Below are 17227 nucleotides of genomic sequence, written 5' to 3'. Positions count from 1 at the left end.
AAAACAATGAACGACATGAACTGGCTCGCGATCTACCCCGAAATCCTGCTGCTGGCGATGGGCTGCGTCGTCGCCCTGGTGGACCTGTGGGTCACCGATGAGCAGCGCCGCCCGACCTACTGGCTGACCCAGCTGACCCTGGCCATCGTCGCCGGGCTGCACTTCAGCTATTTCGATGCCGGCCTGACCACCTATGCCATGCAGGGCATGGTCGTCGCCGACCCGATGGGCCATCTGCTGGCCGGCTTCGCCTGCATCGCCACGCTGGTCACGCTGGTCTATGCGCGCCCCTATGCCGGCGTGCGCGAGATGCTGAAGGGCGAGCTCTTCATCCTCAGCCTGTTCGCGCTGCTCGGCATCAACGTGATGCTGTCGGCCAACAACTTCCTGGTGGTCTACCTCGGCCTGGAGCTGATGAGCCTGTCGCTGTACGCGCTGGTCGCGCTGCGCCGCGACAACGCCATCGCCACCGAGGCCGCGATGAAGTATTTCGTCCTCGGCGCGCTGGCCAGCGGCTTCCTGCTCTACGGCCTGTCGATGATGTACGGCGCGACCGGTTCGCTCTCCATCCCGCAGGTCTTCGACGTGATCTCGCAGGGCGTACCCAACGCCTCGGTGCTGGTCTTCGGCGTCGTCTTCGTCGTCGCCGGCCTGGCCTTCAAGCTCGGCGCCGCGCCTTTCCACATGTGGGTGCCCGACGTCTACCAGGGCGCGCCCACGGCCGTCACGCTCCTGATCGGCGCGGCACCCAAGCTCGCCGCGTTCGCGATCACGGTGCGCCTGCTCGTCGAAGGCATGATCGGCCTCGCCGTGGACTGGCAGCAGATGCTGGTGGTGCTGTCCGTGCTGTCGCTGCTGATCGGCAACCTCGCCGCCATCGCGCAGAGCAACCTCAAGCGCATGCTGGCCTACTCGACCATCGCCAACATGGGCTTCATGCTGCTGGGCATGACGGCCGGCGTCGTCAACAACAACACGCTGTCCGCCGCCAACGCCTACAGCTCGGCGATGTTCTACACCGTCACCTATGTGCTGACGACGCTGGGCACCTTCGGCATGGTCATCCTGCTGTCGCGCCAGGGCCATGAGGCCGAGGAGATCAAGGACCTGGCCGGCCTGGCCAAGCGCAGCCCCTGGTTCGCACTGGTCATGACGATGTTCATGTTCTCGCTGGCCGGCGTGCCGCCGATGGTGGGCTTCCACGCCAAGCTGGCCGTGCTGCAGGCCCTGGTGTCGACGAACGTGCCTTTCTACCTCTGGCTGGCCGTGTTCGCCGTGGTCGTGTCCCTGGTCGGCGCGTTCTACTACCTGCGCGTCGTCAAGGTCATGTTCTTCGACGAACCGACCGACGCGGCCGCCATCGCCGCGCCGACGGATGTGCGCCTCGTGATGACGCTGAACGGCGCGGCGGTGCTGGTGTTCGGTCTGCTGCCCGGCGGCCTGCTCGACCTCTGCAAGATCGCCATCCGCCAGGCGCTGACGACCTGAGGGCGCGGCTGCGATGGACCAGTCCCTGGCCGTCTGGCTGGTCCTGGCCGCGGCCGTCGTCGCGGCCAACCTGCCTTATTTCAGCGAACGCCTGCTGCTCGTCGGCCCGCGCCGCGCGCCCAAGGCCGCCGGGTGGCGGCTGCTGGAGCTGGCGCTGATGGCCGTGCTCGTCTTCGGCCTCGGCTCGATGCTGGAGGCCCGCCTCGGCCAGCGCCATCAGCAGGACTGGCAGTTCTACGCCGCGGCGGTCTGCCTCTTCATCACGCTGGGCTTCCCCGGCTTCGTCTGGAGGTATCTGCGCCGTGGCCGAGGCTGACGATCACCTCGTCGAGCTGCCGCTCGACAGCACCCAGGTCTACCGCGGCCATTTCCTCGACGTGCGCCGCGACCGCGTCGCGCTGCCCGACGGCGGCACGGCCCACCGCGAATACATCCGCCACCCGGGCGCCGTGATGGTCGTGCCGCTGCTGGACGGCGAACGCCTGCTGATGGAGCGCCAGTACCGCTACCCGATGGGCCGCGTGATGCTGGAGTTCCCGGCCGGCAAGCTCGATGCCGGCGAGGATCCGCTGGCCTGCGGCCGGCGCGAGCTGCTCGAGGAAACCGGCTACGACGCGGCCGAATGGGCCTACGCCGGCGTGCTGCACAACGCCATCGCCTATTCGGACGAGGGCATCCACATCTACTTCGCCCGTGGCCTGACGAAAGGCCAGCAGAAGCTCGACGAAGGCGAGTTCCTCGAACTCGTCACGCACACGGTGGCCGAGCTGGATGCGCTGGCCGCCCGCGGCGAACTGACCGATGCGAAGACGCTGATCGGCCTGCTGTGGCTGCAGCGCTGGCGCCAGGGCGCCTGGCCGCTGGCCTGGCAGGCGCCGCGCTGAGCGCCGGCTAACGGGGCCGCCGCCCGTCGGCCCCAGGCGCACTTCAGCGCCGTCATCCGCAGCCCGTCGCAGGACTTCCAGCACCCTGGGGCGATGTCGTTATGCTTCGCCCGTTTTTGGGTTCGTACCGTGTACGGATCGCCGGTGGCCTGCGCTGCCGGCGGGGCGGCGACAACGCTGCCAGCGCCCTCCCGGGGGGCGCCCTCCGTGTCCCTCCACCACTCCACCGATTTTCCGGCGCCAGCCGTCCCCAGGATGACTCACCGTCCCCACTCGCAGACTCCGACCGCCCGCGGTCTCCTGTCCCTGGCCGCGCTGGCGGCAATGCTGGCGCTGTCCGGCTGCCAGAAGCCAGGCGCCGCCGCCGAGGCCAAGACGCCGCCGACGCTGCAGCTCAGCGCGGAGGACAGCCTGGTCCTGGGCCGGAGCGAGCACAGCAGCGGCCCGCTGATCACCGGTGCGGTGCAGCCCGAGCGCCGCGCCGACCTGCGTGCCGAGGTCTCGGCCATCGTGCAGCAGGTCGTCAAGGAGAACGGCGAGGTCGTGCACAAGGGCGATGTGCTGGTGCGGCTCGACCCCACCTCCATCCGCGACAGCCTGACCTCGGCCCAGGAGGCCGCGCGCGCCGCGGCCGAGGCCTTCGAGCAGTCCGACCGCCAGATGCAGCGCCAGAAGACGTTGCAGGCCCAGGGCATGGTGTCGATGCAGGCACTGGAGGACGCGCAGAACCGCCGCACCGCCGCGCTGAGCGAGAAGGTCGCGGCCGAGGCCCGCCTCGTGGCCGCCCGCCAGCAGATGGGCCGCACCGAGGTGCGCGCGCCCTTCGATGGCGTCGTCAGCGAGCGCCAGGTGTCGCCCGGCGACACGGCCCAGGTCGGCAAGGCCCTGCTCAAGGTCATCGACCCGAGCAGCATGCGCTTCGAGGGCTATGTGTCGGCCGACCGGCGCGCCGAGCTGAAGCTGGGCCAGGCCGTGGACCTGCGCATCAATGGCGCCGCCAACCCGCGTGCCGAAGGGCGTATCCGCCGCATCGACGTGGCGGCCGACCCGGTAACGCGCCAGGTCGCGCTGCTGGTGGACTTCGTCGACCCCAGGCAGGCCGCTGTCGCCGGCCTTTACGGGGAAGGCCATGTGCGCACGTCGACGGTCACCGCGCTGATGCTGGGCGACGCCGACCTGCAGCGCGACGGCGACCGCGCCTACGCCTGGGTCGTCAAGGGCGGCAAGCTGCTGCGCCAGCCCATCGTGCTGGGCGAGCGCGACCAGCGCAGCGGCGAATACGTCGTCAAGACCGGGCTGAACGCGGGCGACGTCATCATCCGCAACCCCAGCCGCACGCTGGTCGAGGGCACGGCCGTGCAGATGGCGGCCGCCGCGCCGGCCGCCAAGCCCGCCTCGTCGGCGAGCGCGGGAGGCTGATGTGCTGATCTCAGACTTCGCCATCAAGAAGCCGATCGCGACCATCGTCTGCATCATCGGCATCATGGCCATGGGCCTGCTGGCCCTGTCCAAGCTCAAGGTCAACCAGAACCCGGACGTCGAGATCCCGGTCCTCGTCGTCAGCATTCCCTACCCGGGAGCGTCGCCCGAGACCACGGAGCGCGAGATCGTCAACCGCGTCGAGCGCCCGCTGCTGGCCGTCGCCGGGGTCACCGAGGTGCGCGCCACGGCCGGCGAGGGCCAGGCCACCTTCGTGATGGAGTTCGACTTCAAGAAGAACCTCATCGAGGCCGCCGACGACGTGCGCAACGCGATCGCGTCGGTGCGCTACAACCTGCCGCAGGAGATGCGCGAGCCCATCCTGCAGCGGGTCGACCCGTCGGCCCAGCCGATCATGCAGGTGTCGCTGGCGTCCGAGACGCTAAGCCACGCCGAGCTGTCGCGCATCGCCGAGGACCAGCTCGCCGACAAGTTCCGCGCCGTTCCCGGCGTCGGCAAGGTGGAGGTGTTCGGCTCGCTGAACCGCGAACTCTCCGTGCTGCTGCACGGCCAGAAGCTGCGCGAGTTCAATGTGTCGGTCAGCGACGTCGTCAACGCGCTGCGCAACCAGAACATGTCGGCCCCGGTCGGCAAGGTGCGTGGCGAGTACGAGGACCAGAGCATCCGCCTGATCGGCCGCATCGCGTCGCCGGCGGACTTCGACCGCATCGTCGTCAAGCGCACCGGCGGCGAGCTGGTGCGCCTGGCCCAGGTGGCCAGCGTGGCGGACGGCTTCGCCGAGCGCACGACGCTGAGCGTGCGCAACGGCCGCAACAACGTCGGCCTGTCCATCACCCGCGCGCGCGACGCGTCCACGGTCAGCGTCGCCACGGAGGTGCGCAAGATCGTCGACGAGGCCAACAAGATGCTGCCCGAGGGGACCAAGCTCACCGTCACCCAGGACGGCGGCAAGGACGCGCAGGACAGCCTGGACAACGTCATCCACGCGCTGGTGTTCGGCGCCGGCCTGACCATCTTCGTCGTCTACGCCTTCCTGAACTCCTGGCGCTCGACGCTGATCACCGCGACCTCGCTGCCGACCTCGGTCATCGCGGCCTTCATCGCGGTCTGGCTGTTCGGCTTCTCGCTGAACTTCATGAGCCTCCTGGGCCTGTCGCTGGCCATCGGTGTGCTCATCGACGACGCCATCGTCGTGCGCGAGAACATCGTGCGGCACATGGAGCGCGGTGCCGACCGGCGCACGGCCGCCTTCCGTGGCACGGCCGAGATCGGCCTGGCCGTCGCGGCGACGACCTTCTCCATCGTCGCCGTCTTCGTGCCCGTGGCCTTCATCGCGGGCGTTGCCGGCGAATGGTTCCGGCCCTTCGCGCTGACCGTCGTCGCCTCGGTGTTGGTGAGCCTGCTGATCTCGTTCACGCTCGACCCGATGCTGTCGGCCTTCTGGGGCGACCCGCCGGGCCACCACGAGGCGCCCAAGACCGGCATCTCCAAGCTGCTGCAGAAGTTCAATGTCTGGTTCGACCACCAGGCCGACCGCTACGGCCTCGTCATCGCCTGGGCGCTGCACCACCGCCGCTGGATGGCGGGCATCGCCTTCCTGAGCTTCGCCGCGGCGATCGCGCTGCAGGCCACGGTCGGCGGCAGCAGCTTCCTGCCCAATTCCGACTTCGGCACCATCGCGGTCGAGGTGCGCACGCCGCCCAGCGCCAGCCTCGAATACGCGCGGCGCAAGCTCGCGGCCGTCGCGCTGATCGCCAAGCAGCTGCCCGAGACCCAGGCCACCGACAGCTTCGTGCAGACGACCGGCGGCAAGCTCTACATCGACCTCGGCAAGAGCACGAAGCGCAAGCGCAGTGCCCAGCAGGTCGCGGTCGATCTGCGCGAGCGCCTCAAGGTGCTGACCGGCGCCGAGTACGTCGTGCTCGACGACCTCGCCAACGGCGCGCAGAAGCCGGTGCAGATCCGCTTCTACGGCAGCGACACGCGCCAGCTGATGGCGATGACCGCGGACTACATGGCCCGGTTGCGCAAGGTGCCCGGCGCGGTGGACGTCGGCCTGTCGCAGCAGGACACGCAGGACGAGCTGCAGATCGAGCTGCACCGCGGCCTGGCCAATGCGATGGGCATCTCGGTGGGCGACGCGGCCAATGCGCTGCGCATCGCTTTCGCCGGCATCCAGGTCGGCGACTGGATCGACCCGACCGGCCAGACCCGCGACGTGTCGGTGCGCCTGCATCCCGAGGACCGCGTCGACGCCGGCAACATCGAGCGCCTGCCCATCGCCGTGTCGGGCACCGGCCAGATGGTGCCGCTGGAGCAGATCGCCACGGTGACCATGGGCAAGGGCCCGGCCAGCATCCAGCACGTGGACGGCAAGCGCGTCGTCACCGTGTCGGCCAATGCCCAGGGGCGTTCCTCGGGCGAGGTCTCGTCCGACGCGATGAAGCTGGCCCAGAGCATGAACTTCCCGCCCGGCTACGGCATCAAGCTGGCCGGCGCGTCCAAGAGCCAGCAGGAAGTGTTCGGCGCGATGGGCATTGCGCTGGTGTCGGGCATCGGCCTGATGTATCTGATCCTCGTCATCCAGTTCAACTCCTTCACGGCGCCGCTGGGCGTCATGCTGTCGCAGCCGCTGTCGCTGATCGGCGTCGTCGTCGCGCTGCTGCTGACCAAGGGCACGCTGAACCTGATGAGCTTCATCGGCATCATCATGCTGGCCGGCCTTGTGGCCAAGAACGCCATCCTGCTGCTGGACGCCGCGCGCCAGGAGGAGGCCAACGGCGTGCCGCGCGAGGAGGCGCTGATGCATGCGGGCCGCAAGCGCTTCCGGCCCATCCTGATGACGACCTTCGCGCTGATCGCCGGCATGCTGCCGGTGGCCATCGGCATCGGCGAGGGCGGCGAGTTCTACCGCCCGATGGCCGTGGCCATCATCGGCGGCACGATCACGTCGACCTTCCTGACGCTGCTGATGGTGCCCAGCTTCTACGACAGCATCGAGATCATGCGCGACCACCTGGGCCAGAAGTTCCAGCGCCGCGCCGCGCGCTGGGGCTCGCTGGTGTCGGGCGTGCTGTGCTTCCTGGAGGTGCTGGCCTTCCTGACGCTGCTGCGCTTCCTGTTCCGCCTGCTGCGCGCGCTGCTGCGCTGGATCGGCCGCCGTGGCGGCCGGGTGCAGGTCGGCGGGGCGGCCGCGGGCTCCTAAAGCAAGCGGCCCGGATTGAGCAGGCCCTGGGGATCCAGGGCCTTTTTGATGGCCCGCATCAGGCCCAGCGCGACCGGGTCCTTGCGCGCGGCCAGCTCGTCGCGCTTGAGCCGGCCGATGCCGTGCTCGGCCGAGATCGAGCCGCCGCGCCGCTGCACGGCGTCGTAGACCAATTCATTGATGGCCGTCTCGTGGGCGGCCAGGAACGCGGCCGGCGCGACGCCGGCCGGCGCCTGCACGTTGTAGTGCAGATTGCCGTCGCCCAGATGGCCGAAGTTGATGACCGCGATGCCGGGCAGATAGGCCATCAGCGCCGCGTCCATCTCGGCGACGAAGGGAGCGATGGCCGACACCGGCAGCGCGATGTCGTGCTTGATGTTCAGGCCCGCCTGGGCCTGGGCCAGCGGGATGGATTCGCGCAGATGCCAGAAGGCCAGTGCCTGCTGCAGGTTCTGCGCGATGGCCGCATCCTGCACGCAGCCGCGCTCGATGGCCGCCTCCAGCAGGCCCTCGAAGACCGCGCGCGCATGCGCTTCGCTTTCGGCGTCCGAGATCTCCAGCAGCACGGTCCAGGCCGCCGCGCCCGTGGGCTGCTGCAGCTGGGGCAGCTCGCGCGCCAGCAGGGCCAGCGCGGCATGGCTCATGACTTCGAAGCCGGTCAGCGCATCGCCAGCGCGCTCGCGCGCCAGGCCCAGCAGCGCGACGGCGGCGTCCAGCGACGCGCAGGCCGCCAGCGCGGTCAGACGGTCCCTGGGCTGCGGGTAGAGCTTCATCGTCGCGGCGGTGATGACGCCGAGCGTCCCCTCGCTGCCGATGAAGAGGTCGCGCAGGTCATAGCCCGTGTTGTCCTTGCGCAGGCCCGAGAGCCCGTGCCAGATCTCGCCGGCGGCGGTGACCACCTCCAGCCCCAGGCAGAGTTCGCGCGCATTGCCATAACGCAGCACCTGCGTGCCGCCGGCATTCGTCGCCAGGTTGCCGCCGAGCGTGCACGAACCCTCGGACGCGAGGCTGAGCGGGAACAGCAGGCCGGCCGCGGCGGCCGCCGCCTGCACGTCGGCCAGCGCGCAGCCGGCCTCGGCGCTGAGGCTGACGTTGGCGACGTCGACGCCGCGCACGCGCTTCATGCGCGCGAGGCTCAGCACCAGCTGCGTGCCGCTGTCGTCGGGCGTCGAGCCGCCCACCAGGCCGGTGTTGCCGCCCTGGGGCACGACGGGCACGCGGTGCTGCCGGCAGAGCCTGAGCACCTCGGCCACTTCGTCGGTCGAGGCCGGCCGGGCCACGGCCAGCGCGCGACCGGGGTAGCGCTTGCGCCAGTCGCGCTCGTAGGCCGACAGGTCGCCGCCGACCAGCAGCCCGGCCGCGCCCAGCCGCTCGCCCAGGGCCGACAGAAAGGCCGTCATGCCGCCTTCGCCGCCGCCAGGCGCTGGCGGATCTGGGCCGTGCAGGCCGTGAAGACGACGAGGCTCAGGCCCACCTCGGCCAGCGCCAGCCATTGGCCGCGCCCGGCCTCGCTGGTCGCGCGAACCAGGCCTTCGAGCACATAGAGCCAGACGAAGAGCGCCACCCAGCGGTAGGTGTACATGCGGTAGCGCCACAGGCCCAGCGGCGCGGGCAGCAGGGGCAGCACCTTCAGGGCCAGCGTGCCGCGGCCCGTCGGCGCCAGCCACAGCTCCCAGGCCAGGCACAGCAGGATCAGGGCCAGCACGGACGCCAGCGCGAGGTTGCGCGACAGGCGTTCCGACGCCGTCGCTTGGGTTCTTTGGGGGGCAGGGGACATAGCTGCGGCATCATAGAAGCCATGCCCACGACGCCCCCGCCAACCGACAACCCCGACGCGCCGCTCGCCCGCAACCCCATCGCCTTCGCGGGCAACTTCATCACCGAGCTGCTGGCCTGGCCATGGCTGCAGACCCTGCACACCTTCCGCCAGCGTTTCCGCGAAGAGAAGCTCGGCCTCACGGCCGGCAGCCTGACCTTCACGACGCTGATCTCGCTGGTGCCGCTGCTGACGGTGATGCTGGCCATCTTCACGGCCTTCCCGATCTTCTCCAGCTTCCAGGCTGCGCTGGAGCAGTATTTCCTGAAGAGCCTGATCCCGCCCAATATCGCCAAGCCGGTGCTGGGCGCGCTGACGCAGTTCGCGGCCAAGGCCAGCAAGCTCGGCGCGGTCGGCCTGGTGGCCCTGGGCGTTACGGCCTTGACGCTGATGCTGACCATCGACCGCACGCTCAACGCCATCTGGCGCGTGCAGCGCCCGCGGCCCATGGCCCAGCGCGTGCTCGTCTACTGGGCCGCGATGACGCTGGGCCCGCTGCTGCTGGGCGGCAGCCTGACGCTGACGAGCTATGCCGTCAGCGCCGGCCAGGGCTTGCTGACCGCGATGCCGGCCAGCATCTCCGCGGCGCTGGGCAGCGCCGACGTGCTGCTGTTCGGCCTCGCGATGGCCGGGCTCTTCCACTATGTGCCCAACACCCATGTGCGCTGGCGCCACGCGCTGCTCGGCGGCGCCTTCGTGTCCATCGGCTTCTCGCTCGCGAAGTCCATGCTGGCCTGGTATGTGAAGCAGGTGCCGACCTATTCGACGCTGTACGGCGCCTTCGCGACCGTGCCGGTGTTCCTGATCTGGGTCTACCTCGGCTGGGTCATCGTGCTGCTGGGCGCCATCCTGGCTGCCAACGCGCCCGCGCTGACCGGCCGCCTGCACCTGCGCCCCGACATGCCGGGCCAGCCCACGGCCCTGGCGCTGGAGGTGCTGCGCGAGCTGTGGCGCGTGCGCGAGGCGGGTCAGAGCGGGCTGACTCACCTCGGGCTGGCGACCGTGCTGCGCGTGGACCCGCTGCAGCTCAGCCCCGTGCTCGACAAGCTGCAGGCCATGGACTGGGTCGGGCTGCTGGAAGAAGAGGGCGCCCAGCGCCTGGTGCTGCTGTGCGCGCCGGAGAAGGTCTCTGCGGAGCCCTTGATCGCCGCCTTCCTGGCCCGGCGCCAGGGGCTGCTGGCCAATCTGTGGACCCAGGGCGACTGGGCCCGGCTGACGCTGGACCGCCTGCTCACTACTGGGGCTGGAAGCCCCCGGCCTTGATGATGCGAGCCCAGGCCGCCGAGTAGGCGCGCTCGCGGGTCGCGAGCTGGGCGGAACTCATCATGCCGACCGACAGCCCCAGTTCGGTCAGGCGCGCCTTCATGTCAGCCTGGGCGATGACGCCGGCCAGCGCGTTCGAGAAGCGCTCCAGCGCCGCGCGCGGCGTGCCGGCCGGCGCGAACACGCCGTAGTAGGGCAGGTCCTCGAAGCCGGCGATGCCCAGCTCCGCGAAGGTCGGCACCTCGGGCAGCAGGCCCTGGCGCTGCTGGCCCATGACGGCCACGATGCGCAGCTTCTTCTGCTGGTGGTTGGCGATGAGGTCGGGCACCGAGCCGATGCCCGCGGCAATCTGGTTGCCCAGCATGTCGGCCATCATCGGCGCGCTGCCGCGGTAGGGCACGCTGAGCAGGTTCAGCCCGTTGTGCTCGCCGAGCAGCCTGACGAGGAACTCCGGCACCGAGGCCGGCGCCGGCACGCCGACGCTGCCCTGGCCGCCTTGTTTCTTCACCCAGGCCACGTACTCCGGCAGGCTGGTGGCCGGCGTGCCGCCCGACAGCGCCAGCGCATTCGCAAAGGTCGCGAAGCCGGCCACCGGCACGAAGTCCCTGGCCGGGTCGAAGCCCGGGTTCTTCAGCACCAGCGGCAGGATGGAGATGGTGTGGTCATGGCTGACGAAGAAGCTCGTGCCGTCGGGCGCCGCCACCTTCAGCGCCTGGGCCGCGATCTGGCCGCCGGCGCCGGCCTTGTTCTCGACGATGACCGTCGTGCCGAGCGAGGCCTGCAGCGCCTCGGCCAGCAGCCGTGCGATGGCGTCGGTGCCGCCGCCCGCGGGGAAGCCGACGAGCAGGCGGATGGGCTTGTTGTCCTGGGCCTGGGCCGCGAAGGGCAGGGCGGCCAGGCCGGCCAGGGTCGCGCGACGGGTGATCTGCATGCATGCCTCCTTGATCGGAGGCTGCAGTCTAAGGATGAAGGACGACCAGCAGCGCCGTCGCTGCCGACTTGCCTGCATTGCGGATGGCATGCGGCCCGTCGACCGCATAACGCGCCGTCTCGCCGGCCTTGATCCGGCTCGTCACGCCCTGGGCCGTGACCTCGACGCTGCCGCTCAGCACGCTGAGGTGCTCGCGCGAGCCGGGCTCGTGGGCCTGACTGTCCAGCACGCCGCCGGGCTGCACGCTGAGCTCGTACCACTCGAACTGGCCGGCCAGCTCGATGGGGCCGAGGATGCGCAGCTTGCACAGCCCGTCCGGGCTGGTCAGACCCGGCGTCGCGTGGGCCGGCACCGTCTCGATGGCCGGCGCCGCGCTGCGCTCGCCGCCGAGCAGTTCGCCCATGTCCACGCCCAGCGCATTCGCCAGCCGCCAGACCACGGCAACCGTGGGGTTGGCCTGGTTGCGCTCGATCTGCGACAACATCGACTTGCTGACGCCGGCCCGCTTGGACAGGTCATCCAGCGACAGGCCGCGGCTTGCGCGCAGCGCCTGCAGTGCAGCGCCCACGCGGGGCGGTTCGGTTTCCATGGTCATGCTTGACGCGGATAGACGTTTTTCAGATACTGCACGAAAGTTCGATATATCGAACAAGTTCAATTTACTGAATTGTGCACCAGGAGCGGCGCCATGAGCCAAGCCTTCTACCAACACCTGCAGTCCGAACTCGACGGCATCCGCGCCGCCGGCCTCTTCAAGGCCGAGCGCATCATCACGACACCCCAGGGCGCCGTCGTGAAGACGACCGATGGCCGCGAGGTCATCAACCTCTGCGCCAACAACTACCTGGGGCTGTCGTCCCACCCCCAGGTGATCGAAGCGGCCCAGGAGGCGCTGCGCACGCATGGCTTCGGCCTGTCGTCGGTGCGCTTCATCTGCGGCACGCAGGATCTGCACAAGCAGCTCGAACAGCGCATCGCCCGCTTCGTCGGCTGTGAGGACGCCATCCTCTACGCCGCCGCCTTCGACGCCAACGGCGGCCTGTTCGAGCCGCTGCTGGGCGAGCAGGACGCCATCATCAGTGACGCGTTGAACCACGCTTCCATCATCGACGGCATCCGCCTGTGCAAGGCCCAGCGCTGGCGCTACGAACACAACAACCTCGAAGACCTGGAGCGCTGCCTGAAGGAAGCCACGGAGAAGGGGGGCCGCTTCACGCTGGTCTTCACCGATGGTGTGTTCAGCATGGACGGCACCATTGCCCAGCTCGACAAGATCCGCGCGCTCTGCGACCGCTACGACGCGCTGCTCGGCATCGACGAATGCCATGCCAGCGGCTTCATGGGCAAGACCGGCCGCGGCACGGCCGAGCACCGCGGCGTGTTCGGCAAGATCGACATCATCACCGGCACCTTCGGCAAGGCTCTGGGTGGCGCGAGCGGCGGCTTCACGGCCGCACGCAAGGAAGTCGTCGAGCTGCTGCGCCAGCGCTCGCGCCCCTATCTGTTCAGCAACACGCTGGCCCCGGCCATCGCCGGCGCGTCGCTGGCCGTGCTGGACCTGCTGGAAGGCTCCACGGCACTGCGCGACAAGCTGGAAGCCAACACCGCCTGGTTCCGTGAAGCCATCCAGGCCGCCGGCTTCGAGATCAAGCCCGGCACCCACCCCATCGTGCCCATCATGGTCTACGACGCGGTGAAGGCGCAGGAGCTGTCCAAGCGCATCCTGGAGCTGGGCATCTACGCCGTCGGCTTCTTCTTCCCCGTCGTGCCCAAGGGCCAGGCCCGAATCCGCGTGCAGGTTTCGGCTGTGCACGAGCGCGAGCACCTGGAGAAGGCCGTCGCCGCCTTCACGCAAGCCGGCAAGGAACTGGGCATCCTGAAATGAGCACCCCTCGCATCCTCATCATTGGCGCCAACGGCCAGATCGGCACCGAACTGGCCAGCGAACTCGCCAAGCTGCACGGCAACGATGCCGTCATCACCAGCGACCTGAGCCCGCAGGGCCGCGTGCCCACGCTCAAGCACGAGATGCTGGACGTGACCGACGCCGGCGCGCTGACCACCATCGTCAAGCGCCACAAGATCACGCAGATCTACCACCTCGCCGCCGCGCTGTCGGCCAATGGCGAGAAGCATCCGATGTGGGCCTGGGACCTGAACATGAAGGGCCTGCTCAACGTGCTGGAGCTGGCCCGGCACGAGAAGCTGGACAAGATCTTCTGGCCCAGCTCCATCGCCGCCTTCGGCCCCGGCACGCCGGCCGTCGACACGCCGCAGACCACCGTGATGGACCCGACCACCGTCTACGGCATCTCCAAGCTCGCCGGCGAACGCTGGTGCCACTGGTATCACGCCAAGCACGGCGTCGACGTGCGCAGCCTGCGCTACCCCGGCCTCATCAGCTGGAAGACGCCGCCCGGCGGCGGCACGACGGACTACGCCGTCGAGATCTTCCACTCGGCGCTCCAACACGGCCGCTACACCTGCTTCCTCGAAGCCGGCCAGGCCCTGCCGATGATGTATATGCCCGATGCGCTGCGCGCGACCATCGAGCTGATGAACGCGCCGGCCGACGGGATCAAGCAGCGTGGCAGCTACAACCTCGCCGGCGTCAGCTTCACGCCCGAAGGCATCGCCGCCTCCATCCGCCGCCGTCTGCCCGGGTTCACGATGGACTGCGTGCCCGACTTCCGCCAGGCCATCGCCGCCAGCTGGCCGCAGCGCATCGACGACGGCGCCGCCCAGGCCGACTGGGGCTGGCGGCTGCGCTACGACCTCGACGCGATGGTCGACGACATGCTGTTGAATCTGACACGCGAACTGAAGCTTGGGTGACCCAGGGCGCTGCTAGGCTCGCGGCATGAAAGCCGCTTCCCTCATGCTGACCGCGTGCGCGATGGCCGCGCCCGCCCAGGCCCAGCAGCAGGATCAGGAGAGCCAGCCGGTGCGCTATCTGCTCGGTGCTTCGGTCGCAAGCCACCCCGAATACGACGGCGCCAGCGCGCGCCAGACCCGGCTCAGCGCACTTTGGGCGCTGAAGATCGGCCGCTGGCGCTTCAGCACCGCGAGCGGCAGCGCGCTGCTCGGCTTCGGCCGTGAAGGCGCGGGGGCGGGCGCCAGCACCCAGCTCATCGACAGCGACAAGCTGCGCCTCGGCCTCGCGCTGCGCGTGGACGGCGGACGCAGCAGCAACGACGCGAGCACGACGCGCGGCCTGCCCGACGTGAAGCGCACGCTGCGCGCCCGCCTCTACGCCAACTACAGCCTGGCGCCCGACCTCAACCTCGGCGCCGCGCTGTCCCGGGATCTGTTGGGCCACGGGGGCGGCCTGAACGCGGGCGTCGACCTGGGCTGGCGCTTCTACCGCAGCGCGACGCTGGAATGGACCGGCGGCATCGGCATCTCCGCCGCCGACGCGCAGAACATGCGCAGCTATTTCGGCGTGCCCGAATCGGCCGTCGCGGCGAGCGGCAAGCCGGCCTATGCGCCCGGCGCGGGCCTGCGCGACCTGCATGTCGGCGTCGGCTTCACGCGCCCCTTCGCCAGGCAGTGGTTCGTGTTCGGCTCGGCCGGTGCCAGCCGCCTGCTCGGCCCGGCGGCGCGCAGCCCGCTGGTCGAGAAGCGCGACGGCAGCCATGCCGCCATCGGCCTGGCCTGGCGGAATTAGGAGGCTGTCGGGCTTGGGGCCGAGTGCACCCGGCCCCAAGCCCGACAGCCTCCTAAAGCTTGATGCGGCCGCGCCAGATGTCGGCGTACATGACCCAGTCGCCCATCAGGCTGTAGAGCGGGTATTTGAAGGTCGCCGGCCGGTTCTTCTCGAAAAAGAAATGCCCCACCCACGCAAAGCCATAACCGCACAGCAGGCCGTACAGCAGCCAGGCGAGGGAGCCCGTCGTCGCGAGCTTGAACAGGCAGGCCAGCACCAGCGTCGAGCCGACGAAGTGCAGGCGCCGGCAGGTGGTGTTGCTGTGCTCGGCCAGGTAGAAGGGATAGAAGTCGGCGAAGCGGGTGTAGCGCGAGGTGCTCATGGCGGTCATTTGAGCGCAAGCCCGGCCAGGGCGGCAACCGGACTTGCCCTCGGCAACATGAACCCCATAAGCACTGCCGCCTACGAGCTGGGCTGAAGCGCCGCGCGCAGCGCCGCCAGCACGGCATCCGGCGCCTCGGCCATCAGCGCATGGCCCGCCGGCACGGTGTGGATGCGCGGCTTGAGCAGGCCGCCGAGCACGGCGTTCTGCTTCGGCGACGTCATCTGGTCCAGCGCGCCGAGGATGAAGTGCACCGGGCAGTCGACGCGCGCCGCCGCCGCCTCGCCGCCGGCATAGCGGTCGCAGACCTGGAAATCGTTCTCGAACAGGTTGACCGCGGTCTGACGCGACTGCAGCCGGCGCATCAGCGCCAGCGAGCCGCCGCGCAGCCAGGCGCCGGGGCCCGGGTAGCCGGGCTTGGCGCTGGCCAGCGAATGCGAGAACGCGTTGACCATGGCCATCGCGGCCTCGGGCTGGTCGCGCGCCGTCGTCAGCAGGGCTTCGGACACCTTCATCGGGTAGGCCGTGCCGACCATGACCAGCGTGCTGGCCCGCTCGGCGGCCTGCAGCGCGATCAGCGAGCCCATGCTGTGACCCACCAGCGCGGCCTTGGCCACGCCGGCCGCGTCCAGCAGCCGGTGCAGCCAGGCGGCGATGGCCTCGACGCTGGTCAGCGGCAGGCCAGCGCTGCGGCCGTGGCCGGGCAGGTCGGGCGCCAGCGCCGCATAACCGTGGTGGGCGCACCAGCGGGCGAGCAAAGTCCAGACGCTGTGGTCGTTCAGCGCGCCGTGGATGAAGACGACGCAGGGCAGGGTGGGGTCGAAGGCCTTGCCGCCGGTGTAGGCATAGGCCTCGTGGGAGTCGATGAGGAACTTCATGCCTTGCCCGCTGCCTTGAGTGCCCGCTTGAGGTCGTCGATGAGGTCGGCCGGGTCTTCCAGGCCGATGGACAGGCGGATCGTGCCGGGGCCGATGCCGGCCTGGCGCAGCGCGGCGTCGTCCATGCGGAAATGCGTCGTGCTGGCCGGGTGGATGACGAGGGACTTGGCGTCGCCGACGTTGGCGAGGTGGGAGAACAGCTTCAGCGCCTCGATGAAGGTGCGGCCCTGCTCCCGCGTGCCCTTCAGGTCGAAGGAGAACACGGCGCCGGCGCCGCGCGGCAGCAGCTGCTGCGCGAGGGCGTGGTCGGGGTGGCTCGCGAGGCCGGGGTAGCCGACCTTGTCGACCAGCGGCTGGGCGGCCAGGAACTCGGCCACGGCCTGTGCGTTGGCCACATGCCTTTGCATGCGCAGCGGCAGCGTTTCGAGCCCCTGCAGCATCAGCCAGGCCGTGTGCGGGCTCATGCAGGCGCCGAAGTCGCGCAGGCCCTCGCGGCGGGCGCGCAGCAGGAAGGCGCCGACGGTGCTCTCCTCGCTGAACACCATGCCGTGGAAGCCGTCGTACGGCTCGCACAAGGTCGCGAACCTGCCGTGGCGGTCGTGGGCGGCCTGCCAATCGAACGAGCCGGCGTCCACCAGCACGCCGCCGACGACGGTGCCGTGGCCGCACAGGAACTTGGTGGCCGAGTGGTAGACGAGGTCGGCGCCCAGCTCGGCCGGGCGCTGCAGCCAGGGCGTCGTGAAGGTCGCGTCCACCAGCAGCGGCAGGCCGGCCTCGTGGGCGATCGAGCTCACGGCCGGGATGTCCAGCACGTCCAGCCCCGGGTTGCCCAGGCTCTCGCCGAACAGCAGCCGCGTCTCGGGCCGGATGGCCGCGCGCCAGGCATCCAGGTCGCGCGGGTTCACGAAACTCGTCTCGATGCCGAAACGGCGCAGCGTGTAGTGCAACAGGTTGTGGCTGCCGCCATACAGCGCGGTGCTGGCCACGACATGGCCGCCCGCGCCCATCAGCGTGCCGATCGCCAGGTGCAGGGCGGCCTGGCCGCTGGCCGTCGCGATCGCGCCGATGCCGCCGTCCAGGGCCGCCATGCGTTCCTCGAACACGGCCGTGGTCGGGTTGGAGAGCCGGCTGTAGACGTGGCCGGAGCGTTCCATGTTGAACAGCGAGGCCGCGTGCTCGCTGGATTCGAAGACGAAGGACGTGGACAGGTGCAGCGGCGTGGCCCGCGCGCCGGTGCCCGGATCGGGCTCGGCGCCGGCATGCAGGGCGAGGGTGTCGAAGCCTGGCATGGTGT

Annotated in this window: 16 protein-coding genes; 9 read left to right on the top strand and 7 right to left on the bottom strand. The window is 69.9% G+C overall.

Features of this window, described 5'->3' with window-relative positions; translation table 11 throughout:
* Positions 1-6: 6 nt before the first annotated feature.
* From nuoN to NYP07_RS11150, 5 genes are all read left to right on the top strand, one after another.
* Positions 7-1488, top strand: coding sequence for an NADH-quinone oxidoreductase subunit NuoN (gene nuoN / locus NYP07_RS11170; RefSeq protein WP_268150375.1), 1482 nt, complete (start codon positions 7-9; stop codon positions 1486-1488).
* A 13-nt stretch (positions 1489-1501) separates the two neighbouring features.
* Positions 1502-1804, top strand: coding sequence for a DUF2818 family protein (locus NYP07_RS11165; protein ID WP_268150373.1), 303 nt, complete (start codon positions 1502-1504; stop codon positions 1802-1804).
* On the top strand, positions 1791-2372 hold the full coding sequence (locus NYP07_RS11160; protein ID WP_268150371.1) for an NUDIX domain-containing protein: 582 nt from the start codon (positions 1791-1793) through the stop codon (positions 2370-2372). Before NYP07_RS11165 ends, NYP07_RS11160 begins: the two co-directional genes overlap by 14 nt.
* Before the next feature lie 255 nt (positions 2373-2627).
* The gene (locus NYP07_RS11155; protein ID WP_268150369.1) at positions 2628-3791 is read left to right on the top strand and encodes an efflux RND transporter periplasmic adaptor subunit; all 1164 of its coding nucleotides are present in this window, start codon (positions 2628-2630) and stop codon (positions 3789-3791) included.
* Position 3792: 1 nt separating this feature from the next.
* On the top strand, positions 3793-7017 hold the full coding sequence (locus NYP07_RS11150; RefSeq protein WP_268150367.1) for an efflux RND transporter permease subunit: 3225 nt from the start codon (positions 3793-3795) through the stop codon (positions 7015-7017).
* Here NYP07_RS11150 and NYP07_RS11145 read toward each other — a convergent pair.
* Together NYP07_RS11145 and NYP07_RS11140 are read right to left on the bottom strand one after the other, a co-directional pair.
* A complete protein-coding gene (locus tag NYP07_RS11145) occupies positions 7014-8417 on the bottom strand; it encodes an FAD-binding oxidoreductase (RefSeq protein ID WP_268150365.1) in 1404 nt (467 codons plus the stop codon). The two genes, NYP07_RS11150 and NYP07_RS11145, sit on opposite strands and share 4 nt — an antisense overlap.
* Complete coding sequence (locus NYP07_RS11140) at positions 8414-8794, bottom strand: DUF2069 domain-containing protein (RefSeq protein WP_268150363.1); 381 nt, start codon at positions 8792-8794, stop codon at positions 8414-8416. The genes NYP07_RS11145 and NYP07_RS11140 overlap by 4 nt, the downstream gene beginning before the upstream one ends.
* 21 nt (positions 8795-8815) lie before the next feature.
* Between NYP07_RS11140 and NYP07_RS11135 the strand changes: the two genes are divergently transcribed.
* Complete coding sequence (locus tag NYP07_RS11135; protein ID WP_268150361.1) at positions 8816-10096, top strand: YihY family inner membrane protein; 1281 nt, start codon at positions 8816-8818, stop codon at positions 10094-10096.
* On the opposite strand, the gene NYP07_RS11130 is transcribed toward NYP07_RS11135, so the two are convergent.
* Positions 10068-11027, bottom strand: a complete 960-nt coding sequence (locus NYP07_RS11130) for a Bug family tripartite tricarboxylate transporter substrate binding protein (protein ID WP_268150359.1) — start codon at positions 11025-11027, stop codon at positions 10068-10070. The genes NYP07_RS11135 and NYP07_RS11130 overlap by 29 nt on opposite strands.
* A gap of 28 nt (positions 11028-11055) precedes the next feature.
* Complete coding sequence (locus tag NYP07_RS11125) at positions 11056-11622, bottom strand: helix-turn-helix domain-containing protein (RefSeq protein ID WP_268150357.1); 567 nt, start codon at positions 11620-11622, stop codon at positions 11056-11058.
* A 93-nt stretch (positions 11623-11715) separates the two neighbouring features.
* Between NYP07_RS11125 and kbl the strand changes: the two genes are divergently transcribed.
* From kbl to NYP07_RS11110, 3 genes are read left to right on the top strand one after another with little or no spacing between them, the layout of a single operon-like run.
* Complete coding sequence (kbl, locus tag NYP07_RS11120; protein ID WP_268150355.1) at positions 11716-12912, top strand: glycine C-acetyltransferase; 1197 nt, start codon at positions 11716-11718, stop codon at positions 12910-12912.
* Positions 12909-13862, top strand: a complete 954-nt coding sequence (locus NYP07_RS11115) for an NAD-dependent epimerase/dehydratase family protein (protein WP_268150353.1) — start codon at positions 12909-12911, stop codon at positions 13860-13862. Before kbl ends, NYP07_RS11115 begins: the two co-directional genes overlap by 4 nt.
* A 25-nt stretch (positions 13863-13887) precedes the next feature.
* Entirely contained in the window at positions 13888-14694 is an 807-nt protein-coding gene (locus NYP07_RS11110; protein WP_268150351.1) for a MipA/OmpV family protein, read from the top strand.
* A gap of 52 nt (positions 14695-14746) precedes the next feature.
* Here NYP07_RS11110 and NYP07_RS11105 read toward each other — a convergent pair whose 3' ends face one another.
* From NYP07_RS11105 to NYP07_RS11095, 3 genes are all read right to left on the bottom strand, one after another.
* Positions 14747-15055 (bottom strand): Mpo1-like protein, encoded by a 309-nt coding sequence (locus NYP07_RS11105; protein WP_268150349.1) that lies wholly within the window; start codon positions 15053-15055, stop codon positions 14747-14749.
* An 80-nt stretch (positions 15056-15135) separates the two neighbouring features.
* On the bottom strand, positions 15136-15933 hold the full coding sequence (locus tag NYP07_RS11100) for an alpha/beta fold hydrolase (RefSeq protein ID WP_268150347.1): 798 nt from the start codon (positions 15931-15933) through the stop codon (positions 15136-15138).
* Positions 15930-17222: an O-acetylhomoserine aminocarboxypropyltransferase gene (locus tag NYP07_RS11095; RefSeq protein WP_268150345.1), complete on the bottom strand. Its 1293-nt coding sequence runs from the start codon at positions 17220-17222 to the stop codon at positions 15930-15932. The genes NYP07_RS11100 and NYP07_RS11095 overlap by 4 nt, the downstream gene beginning before the upstream one ends.
* Between the last annotated feature and the right edge of the window lie 5 nt (positions 17223-17227).

Source organism: Pelomonas aquatica (assembly GCF_026712205.1).
In the GTDB taxonomy this organism is placed as follows: Bacteria; Pseudomonadota; Gammaproteobacteria; order Burkholderiales; family Burkholderiaceae_C; genus Pelomonas; species Pelomonas aquatica.
Note: the sequence above shows the minus strand (reverse complement) of the source record. Positions and strands in the feature narration are given on the sequence as shown.

What these genes read in the sequence shown, in the direction of transcription:
- nuoN (WP_268150375.1), top strand. Translation starts at nt 7, where the DNA reads ATGAACGACATGAACTGGCTCGCGATCTACCCCGAAATCCTGCTGCTG.
- NYP07_RS11165 (WP_268150373.1), top strand. Translation starts at nt 1,502, where the DNA reads ATGGACCAGTCCCTGGCCGTCTGGCTGGTCCTGGCCGCGGCCGTCGTC.
- NYP07_RS11155 (WP_268150369.1), top strand. Translation starts at nt 2,628, where the DNA reads ATGACTCACCGTCCCCACTCGCAGACTCCGACCGCCCGCGGTCTCCTG.
- NYP07_RS11145 (WP_268150365.1), bottom strand. Translation starts at nt 8,417, where the DNA reads ATGACGGCCTTTCTGTCGGCCCTGGGCGAGCGGCTGGGCGCGGCCGGG.
- NYP07_RS11140 (WP_268150363.1), bottom strand. Translation starts at nt 8,794, where the DNA reads ATGTCCCCTGCCCCCCAAAGAACCCAAGCGACGGCGTCGGAACGCCTG.
- NYP07_RS11135 (WP_268150361.1), top strand. Translation starts at nt 8,816, where the DNA reads ATGCCCACGACGCCCCCGCCAACCGACAACCCCGACGCGCCGCTCGCC.
- NYP07_RS11130 (WP_268150359.1), bottom strand. Translation starts at nt 11,027, where the DNA reads ATGCAGATCACCCGTCGCGCGACCCTGGCCGGCCTGGCCGCCCTGCCC.
- NYP07_RS11125 (WP_268150357.1), bottom strand. Translation starts at nt 11,622, where the DNA reads ATGACCATGGAAACCGAACCGCCCCGCGTGGGCGCTGCACTGCAGGCG.
- kbl (WP_268150355.1), top strand. Translation starts at nt 11,716, where the DNA reads ATGAGCCAAGCCTTCTACCAACACCTGCAGTCCGAACTCGACGGCATC.
- NYP07_RS11115 (WP_268150353.1), top strand. Translation starts at nt 12,909, where the DNA reads ATGAGCACCCCTCGCATCCTCATCATTGGCGCCAACGGCCAGATCGGC.
- NYP07_RS11110 (WP_268150351.1), top strand. Translation starts at nt 13,888, where the DNA reads ATGAAAGCCGCTTCCCTCATGCTGACCGCGTGCGCGATGGCCGCGCCC.
- NYP07_RS11105 (WP_268150349.1), bottom strand. Translation starts at nt 15,055, where the DNA reads ATGAGCACCTCGCGCTACACCCGCTTCGCCGACTTCTATCCCTTCTAC.
- NYP07_RS11100 (WP_268150347.1), bottom strand. Translation starts at nt 15,933, where the DNA reads ATGAAGTTCCTCATCGACTCCCACGAGGCCTATGCCTACACCGGCGGC.
- NYP07_RS11095 (WP_268150345.1), bottom strand. Translation starts at nt 17,222, where the DNA reads ATGCCAGGCTTCGACACCCTCGCCCTGCATGCCGGCGCCGAGCCCGAT.